The sequence below is a fragment of the Colwellia sp. E150_009 genome (genome assembly GCF_053543955.1).
The window spans coordinates 62,162-81,390 of the sequence record NZ_JBHFOM010000016.1 but is presented as its reverse complement, the minus strand read 5'-3'; the positions used below and the strand labels follow the sequence as shown (position 1 = coordinate 81,390).

Below are 19,229 nucleotides of genomic sequence, written 5' to 3'. Positions count from 1 at the left end.
GGTGATAAACAGTTACTTAGTCAAGCAACTTGGGGACAACAAAGTACCACTGAAATTAATCATCCGTTAAGTAAAGCGATACCTTTTTTGGGAAGGTGGTTAGATATGCCCGCAATGGCATTATCAGGCGATAGTTTTATGCCGAAAGTACAAGGTAAAAGTTTTGGTGCATCACAGCGTATGGTTATTTCACCTGGACATGAAGAAACAGGTATTTTTCATATGCCAACAAGCCAATCAGGGCATCCTTGGAGCCCATTTTACGGTAAGGGTCATAATGATTGGGTACAAGGAAATGCCTCTCCTTTTTTACCAGGGAAAACTAAATATAAACTGACTTTATTAAGCTATTAATAACATATTTAAACTAAAACATGATTTAAACATGAAAAGGAAAAGAACATGACAACATTAATTTGGTGTTTATTTATTGCCGCACTATTACCATTGCTTGCAAAAGGCCCTGTTGCTATTGCAATGAATAAACTTGGTGGATATAACAATAATCATCCAAGAGATCAGCAAAGTAAATTAACTGGATTTGGTGCAAGAGCGTTAGCCGCACACCAAAATGCCTTTGAATCATTTATACTCTTTGCTCCTGCTGTCTTACTAGCTATTTTTACACACCATACAGGCAGTAATATAGAATTACTTGCTATTGCCCATGTTTGTGCTCGCATAGCATATAATATTTTTTATTTACTCAATATTGCTATGTTACGTAGTTTAGTTTGGTTTATAGCAACTATTTGTAGCTTCAGTATCATTGTTCAATGTATCCCATAAAGCAGTGTTCTTAAAAAATGGTCTAAAGAAACTATTGACACAAATCGGTCAAGCTCGCTAGAGTAAGCGCTCTATAATACCCAAAAATACACAAACCACTTTAAAATATAAGTTTCAGGTGGCTTAGATATAATTCATTTAAAACCTTTATTTAAAAGGTTTTTGCTTACACAGCACAGCAATACAAAGCAATATAGGAAATAAACGTGGGCGAAAAATTAGATTTAAACGAAATACGAAAAGAAATAACAAGTTTGGATAGGGAATTATTAACCTTATTCGCTAAACGTCGTGCGCTCACACTTAATGTAGCTAAAAGTAAAGTACAGCAAGTTAGACCTATTCGTGACCAACAACGTGAACAAGAATTATTAATTCGCTTAATTAAGCAAGGCAAAGAATTAGGTTTAGACGCACATTATGTTACCAGTGTCTTTCAAACAATTATTGAAGATTCTGTGTTAAACCAACAAGCGTACTTACAAAGTTTAGCAAATCCTGATATTCAAACACCTACCGTAAGCGTTGCCTTTTTAGGTGATAAAGGTTCGTATAGTTATTTAGCGAGCCATCGATACTTTTCTAGACGCGCCGAGAAAATTATCGAGTCTGGTTGCCAAAGTTTTGGTGACATTTTACAGCAAGTTGAATCAGGCCAAGTAGATTACGGCATGTTACCAATAGAAAATACAAGCTCAGGGAGTATTAATCAAGTTTATGATTTACTACAGCACACTAATTTGTCTATTGTGGGTGAAATTACCCAACCCATTGAACACTGCCTTCTTACCGCAGTAAATACCAGTTTAAATAAAATCAAAACAATTTATGCTCACGGTCAGCCTTTTGCTCAATGCAGTAATTTTTTAGACAAACAAACGGGTATTCGTATTGAATATTGTGATAGTACAGCTGATGCAATGCTTAAAGTGTCGGAGCTTAAGGATGACACTATTGCTGTTATTGGTAGTGAAGAAGGCGGGCAATTATATCAACTGCAAGCATTAGAGAAGTCTATTGCCAACCAAAATGAAAACCACTCTCGTTTTATTTTAGTTGCAAGAAAGGCCGTTGATGTTGCAGAACAAATTCCAGCTAAAACCGCCATTATTTTAGCTACAGGTCAAAAAGCAGGGGCTTTGGTTGAATGTTTGTTAGTGCTTAAAGAAAAAGGTATTAACATGTGCAAACTTGAATCACGTCCAATTCAAGGTCGCCCATGGGAAGAAATGTTTTATATTGATGTTGAAGCTAATTTAAAACACTTTGCTTTACAAGAAGCAATCAGTGAAATTACAGAGCACACAAATTTTATTAAAGTATTAGGCTGCTACCCTATTGAACATATCAGCCCTACAAGTGTACCAAGCAACGCAATTTAAGTTATTCAAATTACCGCCTACGTGAGTCTATAAACACAAACCACATAGGCGGATTTTTAGCCATTTTAGCAAATTATTGCTTCTTACAACTTCTCTTTATTCAAAGCTAATGCTTTTTGCTCTTTTGCTATTTCATTAGCAATAGCTTGAGGAGAACCCGTGTTTTGACAAAGCCAATAATAAGCCCCTGGCACAATAAACAAAGTAAAAATACTTGCCAATGATACTCCCGCAAAAATAACCACGCCAATCACCATTCTACTTTCAGCGCCTGGCCCTGAAGCTAAAACCAAAGGAACAGCACTAATTACAGTGGTAAACGTGGTCATAACAATCGGTCTCAATCGCTGCTGCGCAGCATTAATTAAAGCTTGTTCAAACAAAACACCTTTGTCACGTAATTGGTTAGCAAATTCAACAATTAAAATACCATTTTTGGCCGCTAAACCAATCAGCATTACAATACCTATTTGGCTGTATATATTTAAACTCATTCCCATTAGTTCAAGTCCCGCAAAAGCACCAACTAGCGCTAAAGGTACGGTTAACAATATAACAAAAGGATGAATAAAGCTTTCAAACTGTGCTGCAAGCACTAAAAACGTAATCAATAAGGCTAAAACAAACACTAACAAAATAGAGCTGCCCGATTCTTTTAATAGCAATGACTGACCTTTGTAGTCTATTTGAGCTTCATCAGGTAGTTGATGGTCGGCAATATCTTTTAGAAAATCTAAAGCATCACCTAATGCGTACCCATCCGCTAAATTTGCCGTAATAGTAACACTACGCAAACGATTATAGCGATTCAATCGTGATGACGTTGCCTCCTCACTTATAATAATTAAGTTGGATAAAGGGATCAGTTCATTTGTTGTAGGAGAACGCACATAAATATTGTCAATATCAGTAGGGCTACGGTATTGTTTTTCATCCCCTTCAATAATTACATCGTATTCTTCACCTCGTTCAACAAACGTTGTAACTCGGCGTTGTCCTAACATTGTCTCTAATGTTTCTGCAATATCACCAACAGGAACACCTAAGTCATATGCTCTGTCACGATCAATTTTCACCATTAATTGTGGATACGTTTCTTTATAGTCACTATTAATAGAGGTGAGGTTAGGATTTTTTTGTGCTGCCTCAATCACAATATCACGCCATTTTGCTAACTCGCTATAGGTATTCCCCTGTAAAACAAAAGCCACGGGCGAATCACTTCCACCACCACCTATACCACGGCGCATAAGCGCAAAAGCCCTAACATCGGTAATACTTTTCAATTCTTCATTTATTTTACCAATAAATTCAAAAGTATCAAAACTACGCTCCCCCCAATCTGGCATCCCTACAATGGCAATGCCACCAGTTCCACCAAAACCAGGTACTCTAACAATCACTCGGTCAAGCTCATCTCGCTCTTTATATGCCAACAGTTTTTCTTCAATACTTTGCATATTTTTAACGTTATTTTCATAACTTGCCCCTTCTGCACTTTGCATCACAATAAATAAATTCCCTCTGTCTTCTTTAGGGGTATATTCTGAAGGCAATTGCATAAACAACAAATAAACAGCTACAAGTGATAAAACAATAATACTGATAATAAGGATAGGTTGATGGATACTTTTTGAAAGTGCCTGACCATAAGAAGCTTCAATTTGCGCAAATTTTCTATCTAAAAACTGACCAAAAGAAGAACTACGTTCTTTATGCTTCAACATTTTAGAGCACAACATCGGCGTTAAAGATAACGCGGTAAGGCTAGAGAAAACTACAGCCGCTGCAATTGCAATGGCAAACTCAGTAAACAACCTGCCAACATTTCCTGATAAAAATACCAATGGTACAAATACAGCAACCAAAACTAGTGTTGTTGCAATAACGGCAAAAGCGACTTCTCTGCCGCCTTCGTAAGCAGCAATTAACGGTGGTTGTCCATTTTCGATTCGACGATAGATATTTTCTAGTACTACAATAGCATCATCAACCACAAGGCCAATAGCTAAAACAAGCGCTAATAAAGTAAGTAAATTAATCGAGAACCCAAACCAAGATAAAGTCATCATTGAGCCGATTAATGCCACAGGTACTGTCAGCGCTGGAATAATAGTTGCTCTAATATTACCTAAGAATAAGAAAATAACGAACACAACCATTAACATAGCAATCATCAACGTATTGTAAACTTCTTCAATAGAGCCTTGTATAAAAACAGAAGAGTCATAGCTGTTCGTAATTGTTGTTCCCATGGGTAATGAGCTTTGTACTGATAACATTTCCTTACGAGCTGACTTCACTACCTCTAACGTGTTGGCTTTAGACTGTTTAATAATACCTAGCCCCACCATATTTTTACCGTTGCCTCGAAACATATTTTCATCATCTAAGGCATCAATACTCACTTTAGCAATATCTCCCATGCGCACAAGCGAGTTATCATTTGCCCGGGTAACAACCATGTTTGAAAAGTCTTGAGGTGTTAAATAACTTCGCTGTACACGAATAGAAAAATCTCGGTCGATTGACTCAATTCGCCCTGCAGGTAACTCAACATTTTCACTACGTAATGTTGATTCAATATCTTGAACGGTAACGTTACGTGCAGCCATAGCAGATCGATTTAATAAAATCTTCATCGCGTAAGTACGACCACCACCAAGACGTACACGTGCAACACCGTCGACAACAGCAAAACGGTCAACAATATAACGATTGGCGTAGTCAGTTAATTCCAATGTTGTCATTGATTCACTCTGTAGAACAAACCAAACAATAACATTTTCATCATCATTGGCTTTAAATACTTCAGGAGGATCAGCCTGTTCTGGAATATTATTCAGTGCGCGTGAAATACGATCACGAACATCGTTTGTTGCGGCATCAATATCACGATCTAAATGAAATTCAATAGTGATATTTGAACGCCCTACTCTCGAATTAGACGTAATGGATTTAACTCCCTCTACGCCACTAATTCTGTCTTCAAGTACTTGGGTGATTTTTGTTTCAACGATGGCAGCAGAAGCCCCTGGATAATTTGTATTAATACTAACGATTGGCGGGTCAATATCAGGGTATTCTCTCAATGGCAACATCAAAAAAGCGACAATACCAAACGTAATAATAAGTAAATTTATGACTGTTGCGAAAACGGGTCTTTTTACAGAAAGGTCAGATAAAATCACTTGGCTTTATCCTCTACATTAAGTACTTCTGGTGCATTAATTATTTTTACTACCGTGCCATCACTTAATTTTAATGCACCCTCAATAACTACAAGATCATTTTGATCAACCCCTTTAAGTACTTCAACAAAACCAGGAAGTCGCCTTCCCAAACTTACACTTTTCCTAATAACACTTTGTTCTTGTCCATCTCCTTGCTGAATAATAAAAACAAAATGTTTGTCTTCAATCGGAATAATGGCACTCTCTGGTAATTGCAGTAGGTTTTCTACTTGCCTTACAACCTCAATATTAAGCAACATACCCGGTCGTAAAGATAAATCATCATTAACAATTTCTGCCCGTACTTTTAACGTACGTGTTACGGGATTAATGCGTGTATCAATTGAAGTAACTTTACCGATAAATTGTTGACCTTTGTAGGCCGAGTTGAGTGCAATAACTGACTGTCCATGCCTGATCGTCGTTAAATAACGCTCTGGTAAATTAAAATCAACTTTAATTACAGATAAATCATCCAGACTTGTAATCACACTTCCAGCATCTATATAAGCGCCTAAACTTATTTCTCTAAACCCCAAAATGCCATCAAACGGTGCTTTAATAGACAAATCATTTAATTTAGTACGCGCACTTTGCAGCTGTGCTGCAATTGCTTTAGTTTTAGCTTCTTGTTGGTCTACTAATGACTTAGACGTAGCTTTTGAGGTAAGTAAGTCTTCAAAACGTTTCAACTGTGCCATTGATTCAGATAAATTAGCTTCTAACTCATTTACTTTAGCCTGCTCTTCTTGGCTATTTAAATGAACAAGTACATCACCTTTTTTTACTAACTGGCCATCTTCAAACAATATTTGATCAACTAAATCTGAATACTTACTACTAATCAGCACTTGTTCATTGGCTCTTGCTGTACCTATTGCTTCAATACCATTATTAAATTCAGTCCATTGCGGTGTTATTACCTTAACTGAAACAACACGTTTGTACTCTTGCGTGTCTTGTTCTGTTTCAGGCCATTGTGTATAAATAATAAGAGCAACGAGTAAAAATAAAATAATAAATAACGGTAATCGGTTTGCAATAAAGTTGTCATTAGACATAAATGAAGATCTCGAATTATTATAGTAAGAATGCATTATGATTATAACGTAAAGAATCAATTATGGCATTTACCCAACCAACAATTTATCTTAAAATATCAACTATTAATCGCAAATAGAGATCAACTCTTGAATAAACTCGCCGTCGTTGCATTCGCCTTATTACTCTTTTTTAGCACCATGCTTTGGTATTTAGCCAATAACTCACTCAATGAATATTTAGCAAGTCAAATTACTTTACAGGGGCATTATTACACAGGACAAATAACAACTGTTACACAGGCTGATTTTTCAACCAATTCAGGCATAGCGACATTTAAAGGGATTCACTTAGCTAACATTGAGCACTATCAAGCTAAAAATGCACTCACTATTGATGAAATTTCTGTTGAATTATCGCCAACTCAATCACAGGCAAAGTTAACAAATATACATAAAGTAACGTTAAATAGGCTTACGCTAAATATAGAAAAAACGGATCAGGGAACAAATATTGATAAACTTATTGAAAACATAACGACAAAACTTGCCAATGACTACCCTCAACAATACCCACAAATAAGTGCTAAATTGTATGCTGAAAATCATCCTGACCTTAATGCAATAGAATATGCAAAAAAGCATCCCCAAGCTGGCCCCATTGTTGAGCATACTGAAAGTAAAAAAGCACGAGGAAAGCCTCAGCAAAAAATTAAAATAGCAGCTATTCATATCAAAAATTTAGAGATCAACATAATCGAGTCTGACACCACAAAAACAATACTTAAAAATAATATAAAATTATCAGCTATTGGTGAACAAGGTGGCTTAACTTTAAACCAAATAGGCGGCGAAATATTACTTAGTTTACTCAACGTTAAATAATTTACATCCACTAAATCTTGTTTATTTAACATGTAAAACATTGATTTTACTTGCTCAAACATAATGATATGTTAATTAAGTACATAAAAAAGTATAGATAACTTATCAATTAAAAACATTAAGTTATTGAATAACTTGATTAATTTTTATTATGCATTCTAATTTATGGTTGTAAAACACAAAGTATTTGTATATTATCCCCTTAAATTTATGTTGTATGGAGTTGAACTTGGCATTTACGCCGCCCTAGGCCTATTTCTTTTCCTGCACTCGCTTATGTTGAGCGCCCTACTCGCATCTTTCGCGAGACACTTGCGTTTACGCTTTATTCATTCCTCTCGTTTGAGGACTTAAACAATTAGGTTATTTTGCATGCTCGAACACGTTAAAAGAGACTGGCTCTCTAATATTCGTGGTGATGTGCTTGCGGGTATCGTAGTGGCATTAGCCCTTATCCCCGAAGCCATTGCCTTTTCTATCATTGCTGGTGTTGATCCCAAAGTCGGGCTATACGCTTCATTCTGTATTGCTGTTATTATTTCTATCGTTGGTGGAAGGCCTGGTATGATTTCAGCTGCCACAGGTGCAATGGCACTTTTAATGGTTACTTTAGTTAAAGATCACGGCCTTGAATACTTGCTTGCCGCGACATTATTAACAGGTGTACTACAAATATTTGCTGGTTTTTTACGCCTTGGCGAATTAATGCGTTTTGTTTCTCGTTCAGTTGTAACAGGCTTTGTTAATGCCTTAGCTATACTCATATTCATGGCTCAACTACCCGAACTAACCAATGTCACTTGGCATGTATATGCCATGACAGCAACGGGCTTAGGCATTATTTACCTTTTCCCATATCTACCCAAAGTGGGTAAAGTGTTACCCTCTCCATTAGTTTGTATTGTCAGTTTAACAATTTTTTCAATGATTATCGGTTTAGATATACGTACCGTAGGTGATATGGGCGAATTACCTGACACATTACCTATTTTCTTATGGCCTGATATTCCACTAACATTAGAAACACTAACAATCATTTTTCCATACTCTGTAGGTCTTGCTATTGTTGGTTTACTTGAATCTATGATGACAGCAACCATTGTAGATGACTTAACCGATACAAGCAGCGATAGAAACAAAGAATGTAAAGGCCAAGGCATTGCTAATATTGGTGCTGGATTATTTGGTGGAATGGCTGGCTGTGCCATGATAGGTCAATCAATTATTAATGTGAAATCTGGTGGACGAGGACGACTTTCTACCTTTATAGCAGGTGCTTTTCTACTGGTAATGGTGGTATTTCTTGATGAATGGTTAAAACAAATTCCGATGGCTGCATTAGTGGCTGTAATGATCATGGTTTCTATCGGTACTTTTTCATGGTCATCAATAACAGACTTACGTAAACATCCTCTCTCCTCCAACATCGTAATGATCGCAACCGTTGTTGTTGTTGTAGTTACACATAATTTAGCTATTGGCGTTATGATAGGTGTGTTGCTAGCAACACTCTTTTTTGCTAATAAAATTGGCCGCTTTATGGCGGTTAAATCTGATTTTTCACAAGAAAAAAACATACGTACTTACAAAGTTGTAGGTCAAATTTTCTTCGCGTCGGCCGAACAATTCATTGAATCATTTGACTTTAAAGAAGCAGCAAGTCATGTTGTTATTGATTTAACCGATGCACATTTTTGGGACATTACCTCTGTGTCATCATTAGATAAAGTGGTCATTAAATTCCGTCGTGAAGGGGCTACTGTGAATATCATCGGAATGAATGAAGCCACCGAAACCGTAGTAGATAAGTTTGGGGTACACAATACCCCAAATGAAGTTGATAAACTATTGGGCGGTCACTAAGGAGAAAACAATGAATAAAATTATTACTTGTATCGATGGTTCTTCTATTACTCAGTCAGTGACTGACGCAGGTATTTGGGCTGCTAAAAAACTCAATAAAACCATTTGTTTTTTACACACCATAGAGAAAGAGCAACAACACGGCGCTGACGATTTCACAGGGGCAATTGGCTTAGGAGCACGTTCTAGCTTACTTGAAGAAATGACAAAGCTAGACGAGCAAAAAGCTAAAATTGCCTTACAATTAGGACAGGAATTACTTGAATTTGTGGCTTCATCAGCTAAAAACTCGGGTATTGAACACGTTGAATCACTCCAACGTCATGGCGATGTTGTTGATGCTGTATTAGACGTTGAAAAAGACAGTCAACTTATTGTTATTGGTCGAAGTGGCTTACAACATGATGGTGACTTTAAAGTACTTGGTTCACATATTGAGACCCTATTACGAAAATCTGAACAACCCGTGCTGATTGTTCCTAATACATTTACTGCTCCTAAATCATTTATGATTGCATACGATGGCCGAGCGTCTGCTGACAGAGCATTACAAAAAGTGCTCGACAGTGGTTTATTAGCGGGGGTTAATTGTCATTTAGTATCGGTGAAAAATAACGAAGCAGCCTTGATAAGTAAGTTTGATAATGCCAAAGCTCGACTAACAGAAAAAGGCTTTAACGTAACAACTGCATTTTTGAAAGGAAGCATAAACGAGGCATTAATGACCTATCAAAAAGACCATAATATTGAACTCGTCATTATGGGAGCATTCGGTCATTCTAAAATTCGACAGTTTTTTGTTGGTAGTAATACAATAAAAATGCTGGAACAAACCCATATACCACTCATTGTTTTACGGTAATCACTTAACGCTGAATACAATATAAAGAGGAAAGTTATAACAACTTTCCTCTTTGCGTTTAGTAAGAGCAAAAATCACAATTTTTACAGCATTTAAAAAACGACTTAATATTTTAATTAATTCCAGATCAATAAAAAGACTTATATTATTAGCGGCGTTTCATTAATTAAGTGATCTATTTTATACGTAGAAAAAATTGCCAAATACAAGGTGCTTATTTCAATAACTCGTTGTTCAGCAAAATATCTAAAATCGTCAATCCTTCCATTGCTCTTTAATCATAAGAATTTTATCTAATTGCTGATCCAAACAATCAACTAATTCTGGATCAAAATGTTTGCCTTTTTGACTACGAATAAAGTCCATTGCCTTCTCTAGTGGCCATTCGTCTTTATATGGGCGAACACTTGTGAGCGCATCAAATACATCAGCTAATGCAACAATTCTTCCTTCTATGGGTATATTTTCTCCCTCAAGCTGATTGGGGTACCCCGTTCCATCCCATTTTTCATGATGGGTTAATGACACTACTTTGGCTAACGCGATCAAACCAGAATCAGATTCTCCTAAAATTTCTGCTCCAATTTCAGGATGTTTTTTCATAATAGAAAATTCTTCCTCGGTAAGCTTACCTGGTTTTAGCATAATGCTATCAGGAATGCCTATTTTACCAATATCATGCATGGGGGCTGCACTAAATAAATTATTAGCGTCCGCTTTTGAAAAACCATAGGCCTCAGCAATCACTTTGGAATAATGGCTCATCCGCATAACGTGCATGCCCGTTTCGTTATCTTTATATTCAGAAGCTCGCCCTAAACGTTGTATAACTTCTAATCGACTTTTTTTAAGCTCATCAACATCAACTAAAGATAAATGTGTTTTCACTCTAGCCTTAACAACCGCTGGAGAAATAGGCTTAGATATATAATCTACAGCGCCTAAATTTAAGCCTTTAGCTTCATCGGTGGGATCACTTAATGCGGTAATAAAAATAATTGGAATAGATTTAAATTTTGTGTTTTTCTTAAGTTGTTCACAGACCTCATAACCTGTCATTTCAGGCATCATAACATCGAGCAAAATTATATTTGGTAATTCTTTTTCAACTAAACGTAGCGCTTCCTGGCCACTTTTTGCAAACACCAGTTTATAAGTATCATTTAATAATTGATTAAGTACACGTAAATTAGCAGGCTCATCGTCTACCACTAACACAAGTTGCCTATTACCTTGCATTTTTCCCATAGCTTTTCCTATTATCTATTCCAATTTACTTATTAATACATTAACTAAATCAGCAGCAGATGAAAATTCAAAATCATTACATGCATTAATAATCTCATTAATTTCTTTAGGGCTTACTGAATTTAACGCTTGTAGTTTATCCAAAAGTGCATCATCGAATTCATTATTTTGCACGCAGTGTTCAAGCTGTTGTAAGAGCTCTATCAGGTTATTTATACTCTCGTCACTAACACTTGGATCAACTTGAATAATTTCATCTGTCCCATCACTCCTTTTTATGACACAATCTTTAATAATGCGGAATTCAGTTTCAATATCAATAATATTTTGCTGACTACGTTCCCTTTCACGCTTTTGTGTTGACTGCTCTAATAACTCAAACATCTTCATCAAACGATTCAAAGCAAGGTTACCCACGCTACCTTTATACTTATGTGCTAATTGTTCTAATGTTTGCCAATCATTATCAGTTAAGCAGTCGTTAAGAGTACATAGTTCAGATTCAGCATGTTTTATAAACCGACCTAATTCCGCATAAAAGTTAGTTTTAGAACCCCATAACGTAATCCCGCTATCAACATCTATTTTTAATGTTGATTTATCCACCATATCATTCGCGTCAACGGTTATATTTTGTAACTTAAGCACACTAGCAATTTCATTAAAAAGCTCTCGTATATTAATAGGTTTATTAGCAAAGCCATCTATACCAGCTTGCTCAGCAGAAAGTCTATCTTGTGGTAATACGCTCGCTGTTAGCGCAACAATAGGGATTCTATTACAATTATTATTAGCTTCAAATGTTCTACGGAATTTAGCTGCGGTTAAGCCGTCCATAACAGGCATTTGAATATCCATTAGTACAATATCAATGCCGTTATTTTCCATTTGAACTAAGGCTTGTTCTCCATCCCTAGCTTCAAATACAGTATGACCATGACGTTTAAGTATTAAAGAGAGCAATTCAATATTTTGATCAATATCATCAACAACAAGGACATTAAGAGGCGACAACGCTTGGGAGTTGTATTGTTCTGTTCCATTATTTATAGACTCAATTGCTTTTAAGGGTAATGTAAAGCTAAACTCAGTTCCCTCTCCTTCAATACTCGTCGCGGTAATATTCCCTCCCATTAATTCAACTAATTGTTTACTTATGGTTGTACCAAGCCCCGTTCCTCCAAAACGTCGACTCATTGACTCGTCTGCTTGTGCAAATGCGTCAAATATCGTTTCTAACTGTGAAGGGGTCATGCCTATGCCTGTATCTTTAATAACAAATTGAATGGTTTGATCTGCTAGCATTTCAATTCTAATTTCAATAGTGCCTTGCTGTGTAAATTTAATAGCATTGCCTAACAAATTGGTTAAAACTTGACGGATACGATCAGGCGCACCATTATAATATCCCTGTACTTTAGGAGAAATATTGAGACTAATTTCCAATCCTTTATTCTGAGCTTCTAACCATAAAGTAGAAACCACAGCATCAACCTCTTCAACAAGCGAAAAATCGCGATATTCTAATTGAAACTTTCCTTTCTCTAATTTTGCGCTATCTAACAAATCATTCAAAATATGTAGTAATGATTTAGCTGACTGATTGATTGTATTAAGATATTTATCTTGTTTATTATCCAATTCACTATCAAGTAGAATATCACTAAAACCAATAATAGCATTCATAGGTGTCCGAATTTCATGGCTCATATTAGCTAAAAATGCTGCTCGTGTTTCTGCTGCTTTTTCAGCTTTTTCCTTAGCCGTAACCATTTCTGATTCCATTTTTTTTCGGTCACTAATATCCATAATAAAACCATCAAGATAGTAATTTTTACTGTTCTCAACTTTGGTTGCGCGACCATAGCCCAACATCCATTTTACCGTGTTATATCGATCAATAAGCCTATACTCAATCTGATACCCATCGGGATGACGTAAATCCGTTGCTTCAATTATGCTAAAGTCATCTGGGTGAACAAAATCACCTAGACTTCGTTTAGGATCAGGTAATAAAAAGTCTTGCGCTGGATACCCCGTTATTTTTTCAACCTCATCATTAATAAAAAGATTAGGCCAACCTGGAACATCAATACATCGATAAGCTATTCCAGGAATATTAGTGAGTAGAGAACGAATTCTTGCTTCATTTTCCCGTAGTGTTGTTTCCATTTTTATTCGGTCACGCAAATCAGAAATAAAAGCAACAAACATATGTTGGTTATTTACTTTAACGTGCCCAATACCAAGACGCATAGGTATTTTTTCACCACTTTTTGTCATGGCTTCTACTTCACGTCCTGCGCCAATTATTTTTGCAACCCCCGTTTGTAAATAGTTTTCAATATATTGGTCATGACCATGTTGAAATGGTGCTGGTACAATCATTTTTACATTATTACCGAGTAACTCCTCACTTTTCCACCCTAATAATAATGTCACCATTTTATTAACACTAATAATAATGCCTTTGGCATTAATAGTAATAATACCGTCCACTGCTGTTTCCATAATAGCCGAAAGTCGTCTTTCATTTTGTAGTGCTTTAGCTGAAATATTTTTATATCTAAAAATCAAATTAACCGCTAATACTATCGAAATAACAAAGATGGTAACAAGGCTAATGCCAACTGCTAGATAAAGTGAAATATCATCCGTTTGTTTTGATGTTTCAAAGCCAGGAGGTAACACAAATCGTGCTGCCGCCATACCTGTATAGTGCATACCAGAGATAGCCATTCCCATTACACAACTTGATATAATCACCTTTAGTTTACGGCTGAGTTGAATTTTACCTATATCATCAAGGCCAAACCTGACCCAAAGCGATAAGATAGCCAAAATAATAGCGACTAAAATAGAAACAACAAATATTGATAAATCATAACGAAGCAACGGTGTCATTTCCATTGCAGCCATACCAATATAATGCATTGCACCGATACCAAAACCAACCAATATGCCTCCAATGATTAATTGAAAGTGTTTAAGGTTACCTTGAGTAATTAAATTCAGTGAGACCCACGAAGCAGCAATTGCAGGTATCATTGACATTATAGTCAACTTAAATTGATAGGACACTGCTGTGCACAACTCTAGTGCCAGCATACCTATAAAGTGCATAGACCAAATACCACACCCTAAAACTAAACTGCCTATAAATAAATAAACATGCTTACGCACGAATGACGCTCTCGCTGCTTGAGAAGCAACTTGAAGCCCCATGTAAGAAGCAAAAATAGCGATAGAGATTGAGAGAACCACTAGCAAAGGGTTATATTCGGAAGCTAAAAGTAAATTGGCATCTGAGTATTGGAAAAGCTCAAGACTGTTTTTTATCATAAATATATACTAATGTTTTTTCTAGATGATTGTTATATAGCTGGACAATTGTATTGTAGACTATTGAGGTAAAAAATTCTGATACAACAGCCCTTTAAACAGAACTTTATCACAATTTAAAGCAATCAATAAATCCTATATCCAAATAGCAGAGGGGATAATAAATCTTACAAAAGTCATACAGCAAACCTTTTTTACATGAATGAAAAAAATTAATCTGTCGAATGAATTCTTCTCGTTTGTCATAGATGATAAATCACCATAAGATTAACTTGTTTTTAAGTCTCCCCGATTTTTAAAACGTGTTTATATGATAACTTGTTACATTTTAAGGACATCAATTGATGTCCTTTTTTTTCTAATAGTTTTAGACAATATTATTTCGCTGTCTAAAAACCTGCCTAAAAACATTTTTATATAGCTTCCACTCATAAAAAGCAGTTAAAACTATCAAAGAGAATAAATATATTTTTCACATAATATTAATTCGTAAAATACATATAACGTAAAATAATGTAGAAAAAGCATTAACCGTTCAACATAACTACTTTGTAATTACTATAGCTTAACAAGTGAAAATAACTAATCTATTAAATGAATTTTTCTCGTTTGTCATAGATGAGAAATAACCATATGATTAACTTGTTTTTAAGTCTCCCCGATTTTTAAAACGTTTTTATATGATTAACTTGTTTTATTTTAAGGACATCAATTGATGTCCTTTTTTTTCGGACTTTTTTCTAAACGTAAAAAACGTCATTTTGGTGCAAAAATACTTTTATAGTACGTCATTATAGTGCACCACGTATCAAATCAGTTCATATTTCAAAAATAACTCTTAATTATCAAAACCTTAAAATTCGGCTTGAGTTTTGCTATAATAGTTCGTCATTCTTAAAAAATATTTACTATGTCAATACAAACACCAATACGTGGCCTACGCTCATTTTGCGTTGCGTCAAAATGTTTAAGCTTTAAACATGCTGCTTCACAATTATTTCTAACGCCATCAGCTGTAAGCCATCAAATCAAACAACTGGAAACACAATTAGGCACATCTCTTTTTAAACGCGGTACTCGCACAATTGAACTCACCAGTGCAGGAAAACAATTCTATCAGTCGATTCAGCCTATAATTCACCAGTTGGAATCAACCATATCTGAATTCACTCAAAAACAACAAAATCAAACGATTATTATTAGTTTACCGGAGTTTTTTGCCAGTGAATTATTTGTTCCAAGCCTAACATTATGGTCTGAAAGTAATCCTACAATTAATTTGCAACTCGAAACAGTTAAATCAAGCAAGGAACAGTCGCAATCAGCAGATTTATCGATTGTACTTGCTAATGGCAAACCAAATGCCAACATTGTTCATGAATTGTTTCCTATACGTTATGCACCTGCTTGTAATAAAAAACTGTATAAAAAATTAAAAACTACTGGATTTTCTGCTTTAAAAACCACGCCATTAATTTTACATAGTTCGCGCCCTTGGTCTTGGCATCAATGGGCCGATAAAAATGGTGTTGATGATTTTGACCCTAAACAAATTATTCAATTTGATAGTATGTTTGGTGTCGCTCGAGCCGCGCAGCAAGGTATGGGCATAGCATTAATTCCCTTACCAATGAGTAAGGCTTGGTTTAGCGAAGAACTATTAATCAAACTGTTCGATGAAGAATTGTATACTAATGATAAATATTACCTCATTCAACATGAAAACATGGATGAACGACCTGAACTTTCACTATTTGCTGAGTGGGTTAAAAACAATTTTTCAGCCTAATAATTAAATGTTTTTATCGGGTTAACTACACATGAATATTATTCATCTAATGGGTTTATTTTGATCGTTTGTCAGTGGCTAACCTTATCTCTATATTAGTTATGTATCAACAAGATACATAACCTGATGGAGAAAATGAACATGAATAAGTCTTTGTTTAAAAAAACAATATTGACTACTTTATTATTAAGCATAATCAATAGTGCTGCAGCGAACGACACAACGTTTAAAGTTGCGGTAGTAAAAGGTGCTATTGGTACAGTAGATATCACTAAAGGTGAAATCGCCTCAAGTATAGAAAAATTAACCACGAACAAAAAATACAAAGAATTTTATGCTAGTAAAATGAACTTATGTGTTGCCTATTTACAGTCAAATGAAAATAGTAAATCTGAGTCAGCCTGTACATCAGCTATCAAAAGCTTAGAGTCAATGCCAGAAACAAAAAAAAGAGTTAAATATTTAACAGCCCTTAATTATAGTAATCGTGGTGTCGCTAGATTTAGACAAAACCAATTAACACAAGCATTGTCAGATTTTGAAGCTGCCGTTGCTATTGATAACAACCCAATTACGAGTAATAACTTAGTCCATATGAGATTACAATTACCCATTTCAAACACAGAGCCTACAGCTGAGCTATCAGAGTAAATGTTAATCAATAAATATATGCCAAATAGCGCTGTCTCATGTTTAAAAATGACTTTAGGTTCATCCTTACACATTGAGACCCGCATATTTTTCTCTGAATTTTGTTCTAAATCTGACTGCCTAATATATAACGGCTTTAGCTTTCGTTATCATACAAAGTTAATAGCTTGCTTAGTGTATTTAACTTGCTTAATGCATTGAAAAGGTTAATTCGGCTGAAAAATCACAGCCAACTTGGGTAATAATTTTTCTTTTAGCCTAATTAATGCATCGTCTGAATAAGGGGTTAAGGGTAATTGTCCCCAAATGGGTTTAGGCCAACTACTATCAGTTTGAAACCGAACAATGTGATGAATATGCAATTGTTCCACAACATTACCCAGTGCAGCAACATTCATTTTATCTCCCTCAAATACTTGCATAAGTAACTCGCTTAACAAGCTTGACTCATTTAACAACTGCTGCTGCTGCTGCCAATCTAGTTGATATATGTCAGAAACATCTGCCACTTTAGGCACCAAAATAAACCAAGGATAAGTACTATCATTACACAACAGTAATTTACAAAGAGGAAACTCTGCTAGTTCAAAACAATCATGTGCTAATTGTGGATGTAAAGCAAACGTATCTAATGGTTGCGTATTTTCTAACGATGTATTTTCTGACATTGTATTTTCCTTAAGCGCGGTTACTGAGAATACTGATACTATCTTTTGTTTTTTCTGCCTCGTCCTCGCGCTAATTTTTTAGCTTCACGGGCTGCAATTTTTTTTGCTTCTTGTTCTGCAAAATAGGCATTTTCATCTTCTATATTTTCTGGCATTTCAAACGTAATAACGCCCAGTGTTTTATCTCGTATCTCATTAATTAAAATCACTGAAGCTTTATGCATATCAACATGACCACCATTTTTAATACAGCTACGTTTTCTACCAATCGCTTCAATCAAATCTTCTTCGTGCAAAGGCAACTCGCTTAATTTATACCGTTCCATTAAGCGTTCTGGATAAGCTTTAAGTAAATATTCAGCGGCAAAATAAGCAATATCGTCATGATCAAACGCAGTATCCTTAACAGCACCAGAAACAGCTAAACGATAGCCACTATTTTCATTCGCAATTTTTGGCCATAACATCCCTGGTGTATCAAAAAGATATACCCCCTCTTCTAGCTTAATGCGCTGTTGCCCTTTGGTTACAGCGGGTTCATTACCTACTTTTGCTTTAGCTTTACCCACTAAGGTATTTATTAAAGTTGATTTGCCTACATTAGGAATTCCCATGATTACCGCATTAATTTGTTTACCTTCTTCATCTTTATTAGGCACCAATTTTTTAATCAAGCTAGGAATGGTTTTGGCTATTGATGCATTTTCAGTAGTTAAAGCAATAGCCTTAACATTATGTTGAGACTCTAAATAGTTGAGCCATATAGCTGTTTTGTCTGGATCAGCCAAATCACTTTTATTGAGAACCTTAATAAGAGGTTTATCTCCTCTTATTTCAGTGATCATAGGGTTTTCACTGCTAAATGGTAAACGGGCATCACAAACCTCTATTACTACATCTATTTGTGGCAAAATCTCTTTGATTTCTTTTTGAGCTTTATGCATATGACCAGGAAACCAGTTAATTGCCATGAAATATCCTAACGTTGAACAAAGTTAATAAATGAATTTTAGCAAGGTTTAGCTTAGGCACAAAGATTAATCGAAAACTAAAATAAAAATAATGAAAAAGATTAAACTTTTTCATTTATATGCCGATTAATTAGACAAGTATCAAAAAATGTGGGGGATGTACTCAAGGGTAACCCTTTAATCTCTTGTGTATAAATATAAATTATATGAAGTATATAAACGATTTAACCTATCTCAGCCATATTGCACAAACTGAACAATTGGTTAAAGATAAAAAACAAAAAAACAAATATCGCCAAACAGTATTATTAAATGATGAGTCAAGCTCAGAAGAAAAACCTGAAGAATTGGCTGAAGCGGCTCCTGTCATAGAAAAAGAAAGCGAGCGCCGTACAGGCAGAGATCGACGCAAAGAAAACCAAGAACGTGGGCGCTATATAGAATCTCGCCAAAATAAGAACCGTCGTCACCAAAAAGAATTGCGCATAATAATCTAGTTACGCTTA

The 19,229-nt window shown here is 35.5% G+C and carries 15 protein-coding genes; 9 read left to right on the top strand and 6 right to left on the bottom strand.

Annotated elements, in window-relative coordinates:
* The 3 genes from ACE1OF_RS09415 to pheA form a co-directional block, all read left to right on the top strand.
* On the top strand, positions 1-354 hold a 354-nt coding region (locus ACE1OF_RS09415; protein ID WP_448894079.1), incomplete at its 5' end, for a penicillin acylase family protein.
* Between the two features lie 48 nt (positions 355-402).
* A complete protein-coding gene (locus tag ACE1OF_RS09410; protein ID WP_448894078.1) occupies positions 403-789 on the top strand; it encodes an MAPEG family protein in 387 nt (128 codons plus the stop codon).
* 206 nt (positions 790-995) lie between these two features.
* On the top strand, positions 996-2,171 hold the full coding sequence (pheA, locus tag ACE1OF_RS09405) for a prephenate dehydratase (RefSeq protein ID WP_448894077.1): 1,176 nt from the start codon (positions 996-998) through the stop codon (positions 2,169-2,171).
* Positions 2,172-2,254: 83 nt separating this feature from the next.
* On the opposite strand, the gene ACE1OF_RS09400 is transcribed toward pheA, so the two are convergent.
* Positions 2,255-5,362, bottom strand: a complete 3,108-nt coding sequence (locus tag ACE1OF_RS09400; RefSeq protein WP_448894076.1) for an efflux RND transporter permease subunit — start codon at positions 5,360-5,362, stop codon at positions 2,255-2,257.
* A complete protein-coding gene (locus ACE1OF_RS09395) occupies positions 5,359-6,465 on the bottom strand; it encodes an efflux RND transporter periplasmic adaptor subunit (protein WP_448894075.1) in 1,107 nt (368 codons plus the stop codon). The genes ACE1OF_RS09400 and ACE1OF_RS09395 overlap by 4 nt, the downstream gene beginning before the upstream one ends.
* 129 nt (positions 6,466-6,594) lie before the next feature.
* On the opposite strand from ACE1OF_RS09395, the gene ACE1OF_RS09390 reads away from it, so the two are divergent.
* The 3 genes from ACE1OF_RS09390 (at position 6,595) to ACE1OF_RS09380 (ending at position 10,054) form a co-directional block, all read left to right on the top strand.
* Complete coding sequence (locus ACE1OF_RS09390; RefSeq protein ID WP_448894074.1) at positions 6,595-7,329, top strand: hypothetical protein; 735 nt, start codon at positions 6,595-6,597, stop codon at positions 7,327-7,329.
* Between the two features lie 372 nt (positions 7,330-7,701).
* Complete coding sequence (locus ACE1OF_RS09385; protein ID WP_448894073.1) at positions 7,702-9,192, top strand: SulP family inorganic anion transporter; 1,491 nt, start codon at positions 7,702-7,704, stop codon at positions 9,190-9,192.
* Between the two features lie 10 nt (positions 9,193-9,202).
* Positions 9,203-10,054: a universal stress protein gene (locus ACE1OF_RS09380; RefSeq protein ID WP_448894071.1), complete on the top strand. Its 852-nt coding sequence runs from the start codon at positions 9,203-9,205 to the stop codon at positions 10,052-10,054.
* A 255-nt stretch (positions 10,055-10,309) separates the two neighbouring features.
* Here ACE1OF_RS09380 and ACE1OF_RS09375 read toward each other — a convergent pair whose 3' ends face one another.
* On the bottom strand, positions 10,310-11,293 hold the full coding sequence (locus ACE1OF_RS09375; protein WP_448894083.1) for a response regulator: 984 nt from the start codon (positions 11,291-11,293) through the stop codon (positions 10,310-10,312).
* Between the two features lie 24 nt (positions 11,294-11,317).
* The gene (locus ACE1OF_RS09370; protein ID WP_448894070.1) at positions 11,318-14,644 is read right to left on the bottom strand and encodes an MHYT domain-containing protein; all 3,327 of its coding nucleotides are present in this window, start codon (positions 14,642-14,644) and stop codon (positions 11,318-11,320) included.
* A gap of 916 nt (positions 14,645-15,560) precedes the next feature.
* Here ACE1OF_RS09370 and ACE1OF_RS09365 point away from each other — a divergent pair.
* The gene (locus ACE1OF_RS09365) at positions 15,561-16,433 is read left to right on the top strand and encodes a LysR substrate-binding domain-containing protein (protein WP_448894082.1); all 873 of its coding nucleotides are present in this window, start codon (positions 15,561-15,563) and stop codon (positions 16,431-16,433) included.
* A 141-nt stretch (positions 16,434-16,574) separates the two neighbouring features.
* On the top strand, positions 16,575-17,084 hold the full coding sequence (locus ACE1OF_RS09360; protein WP_448894069.1) for a hypothetical protein: 510 nt from the start codon (positions 16,575-16,577) through the stop codon (positions 17,082-17,084).
* Positions 17,085-17,290: 206 nt separating this feature from the next.
* Here ACE1OF_RS09360 and ACE1OF_RS09355 read toward each other — a convergent pair whose 3' ends face one another.
* Positions 17,291-17,752 carry an HIT domain-containing protein gene (locus tag ACE1OF_RS09355; protein WP_448894068.1) on the bottom strand — a complete coding sequence of 154 codons (462 nt, stop codon included), beginning with the start codon at positions 17,750-17,752 and terminating at the stop codon, positions 17,291-17,293.
* 38 nt (positions 17,753-17,790) lie between these two features.
* Positions 17,791-18,723, bottom strand: a complete 933-nt coding sequence (gene ylqF / locus ACE1OF_RS09350) for a ribosome biogenesis GTPase YlqF (protein ID WP_448894066.1) — start codon at positions 18,721-18,723, stop codon at positions 17,791-17,793.
* A 206-nt stretch (positions 18,724-18,929) separates the two neighbouring features.
* On the opposite strand from ylqF, the gene ACE1OF_RS09345 reads away from it, so the two are divergent.
* Positions 18,930-19,220, top strand: a complete 291-nt coding sequence (locus ACE1OF_RS09345) for a hypothetical protein (RefSeq protein WP_448894065.1) — start codon at positions 18,930-18,932, stop codon at positions 19,218-19,220.
* Positions 19,221-19,229: the final 9 nt, after the last annotated feature.

Bases quoted from the DNA above. Each gene is read 5' to 3' on its own strand.
- ACE1OF_RS09395 (WP_448894075.1), bottom strand. From the start codon at position 6,465: ATGTCTAATGACAACTTTATTGCAAACCGATTACCGTTATTTATTATT.
- ACE1OF_RS09385 (WP_448894073.1), top strand. From the start codon at position 7,702: ATGCTCGAACACGTTAAAAGAGACTGGCTCTCTAATATTCGTGGTGAT.
- ACE1OF_RS09355 (WP_448894068.1), bottom strand. From the start codon at position 17,752: ATGTCAGAAAATACATCGTTAGAAAATACGCAACCATTAGATACGTTT.
- ylqF (WP_448894066.1), bottom strand. From the start codon at position 18,723: ATGGCAATTAACTGGTTTCCTGGTCATATGCATAAAGCTCAAAAAGAA.
- ACE1OF_RS09410 (WP_448894078.1), top strand. From the start codon at position 403: ATGACAACATTAATTTGGTGTTTATTTATTGCCGCACTATTACCATTG.
- ACE1OF_RS09370 (WP_448894070.1), bottom strand. From the start codon at position 14,644: ATGATAAAAAACAGTCTTGAGCTTTTCCAATACTCAGATGCCAATTTA.
- ACE1OF_RS09345 (WP_448894065.1), top strand. From the start codon at position 18,930: ATGAAGTATATAAACGATTTAACCTATCTCAGCCATATTGCACAAACT.
- ACE1OF_RS09375 (WP_448894083.1), bottom strand. From the start codon at position 11,293: ATGCAAGGTAATAGGCAACTTGTGTTAGTGGTAGACGATGAGCCTGCT.
- ACE1OF_RS09380 (WP_448894071.1), top strand. From the start codon at position 9,203: ATGAATAAAATTATTACTTGTATCGATGGTTCTTCTATTACTCAGTCA.
- ACE1OF_RS09360 (WP_448894069.1), top strand. From the start codon at position 16,575: ATGAATAAGTCTTTGTTTAAAAAAACAATATTGACTACTTTATTATTA.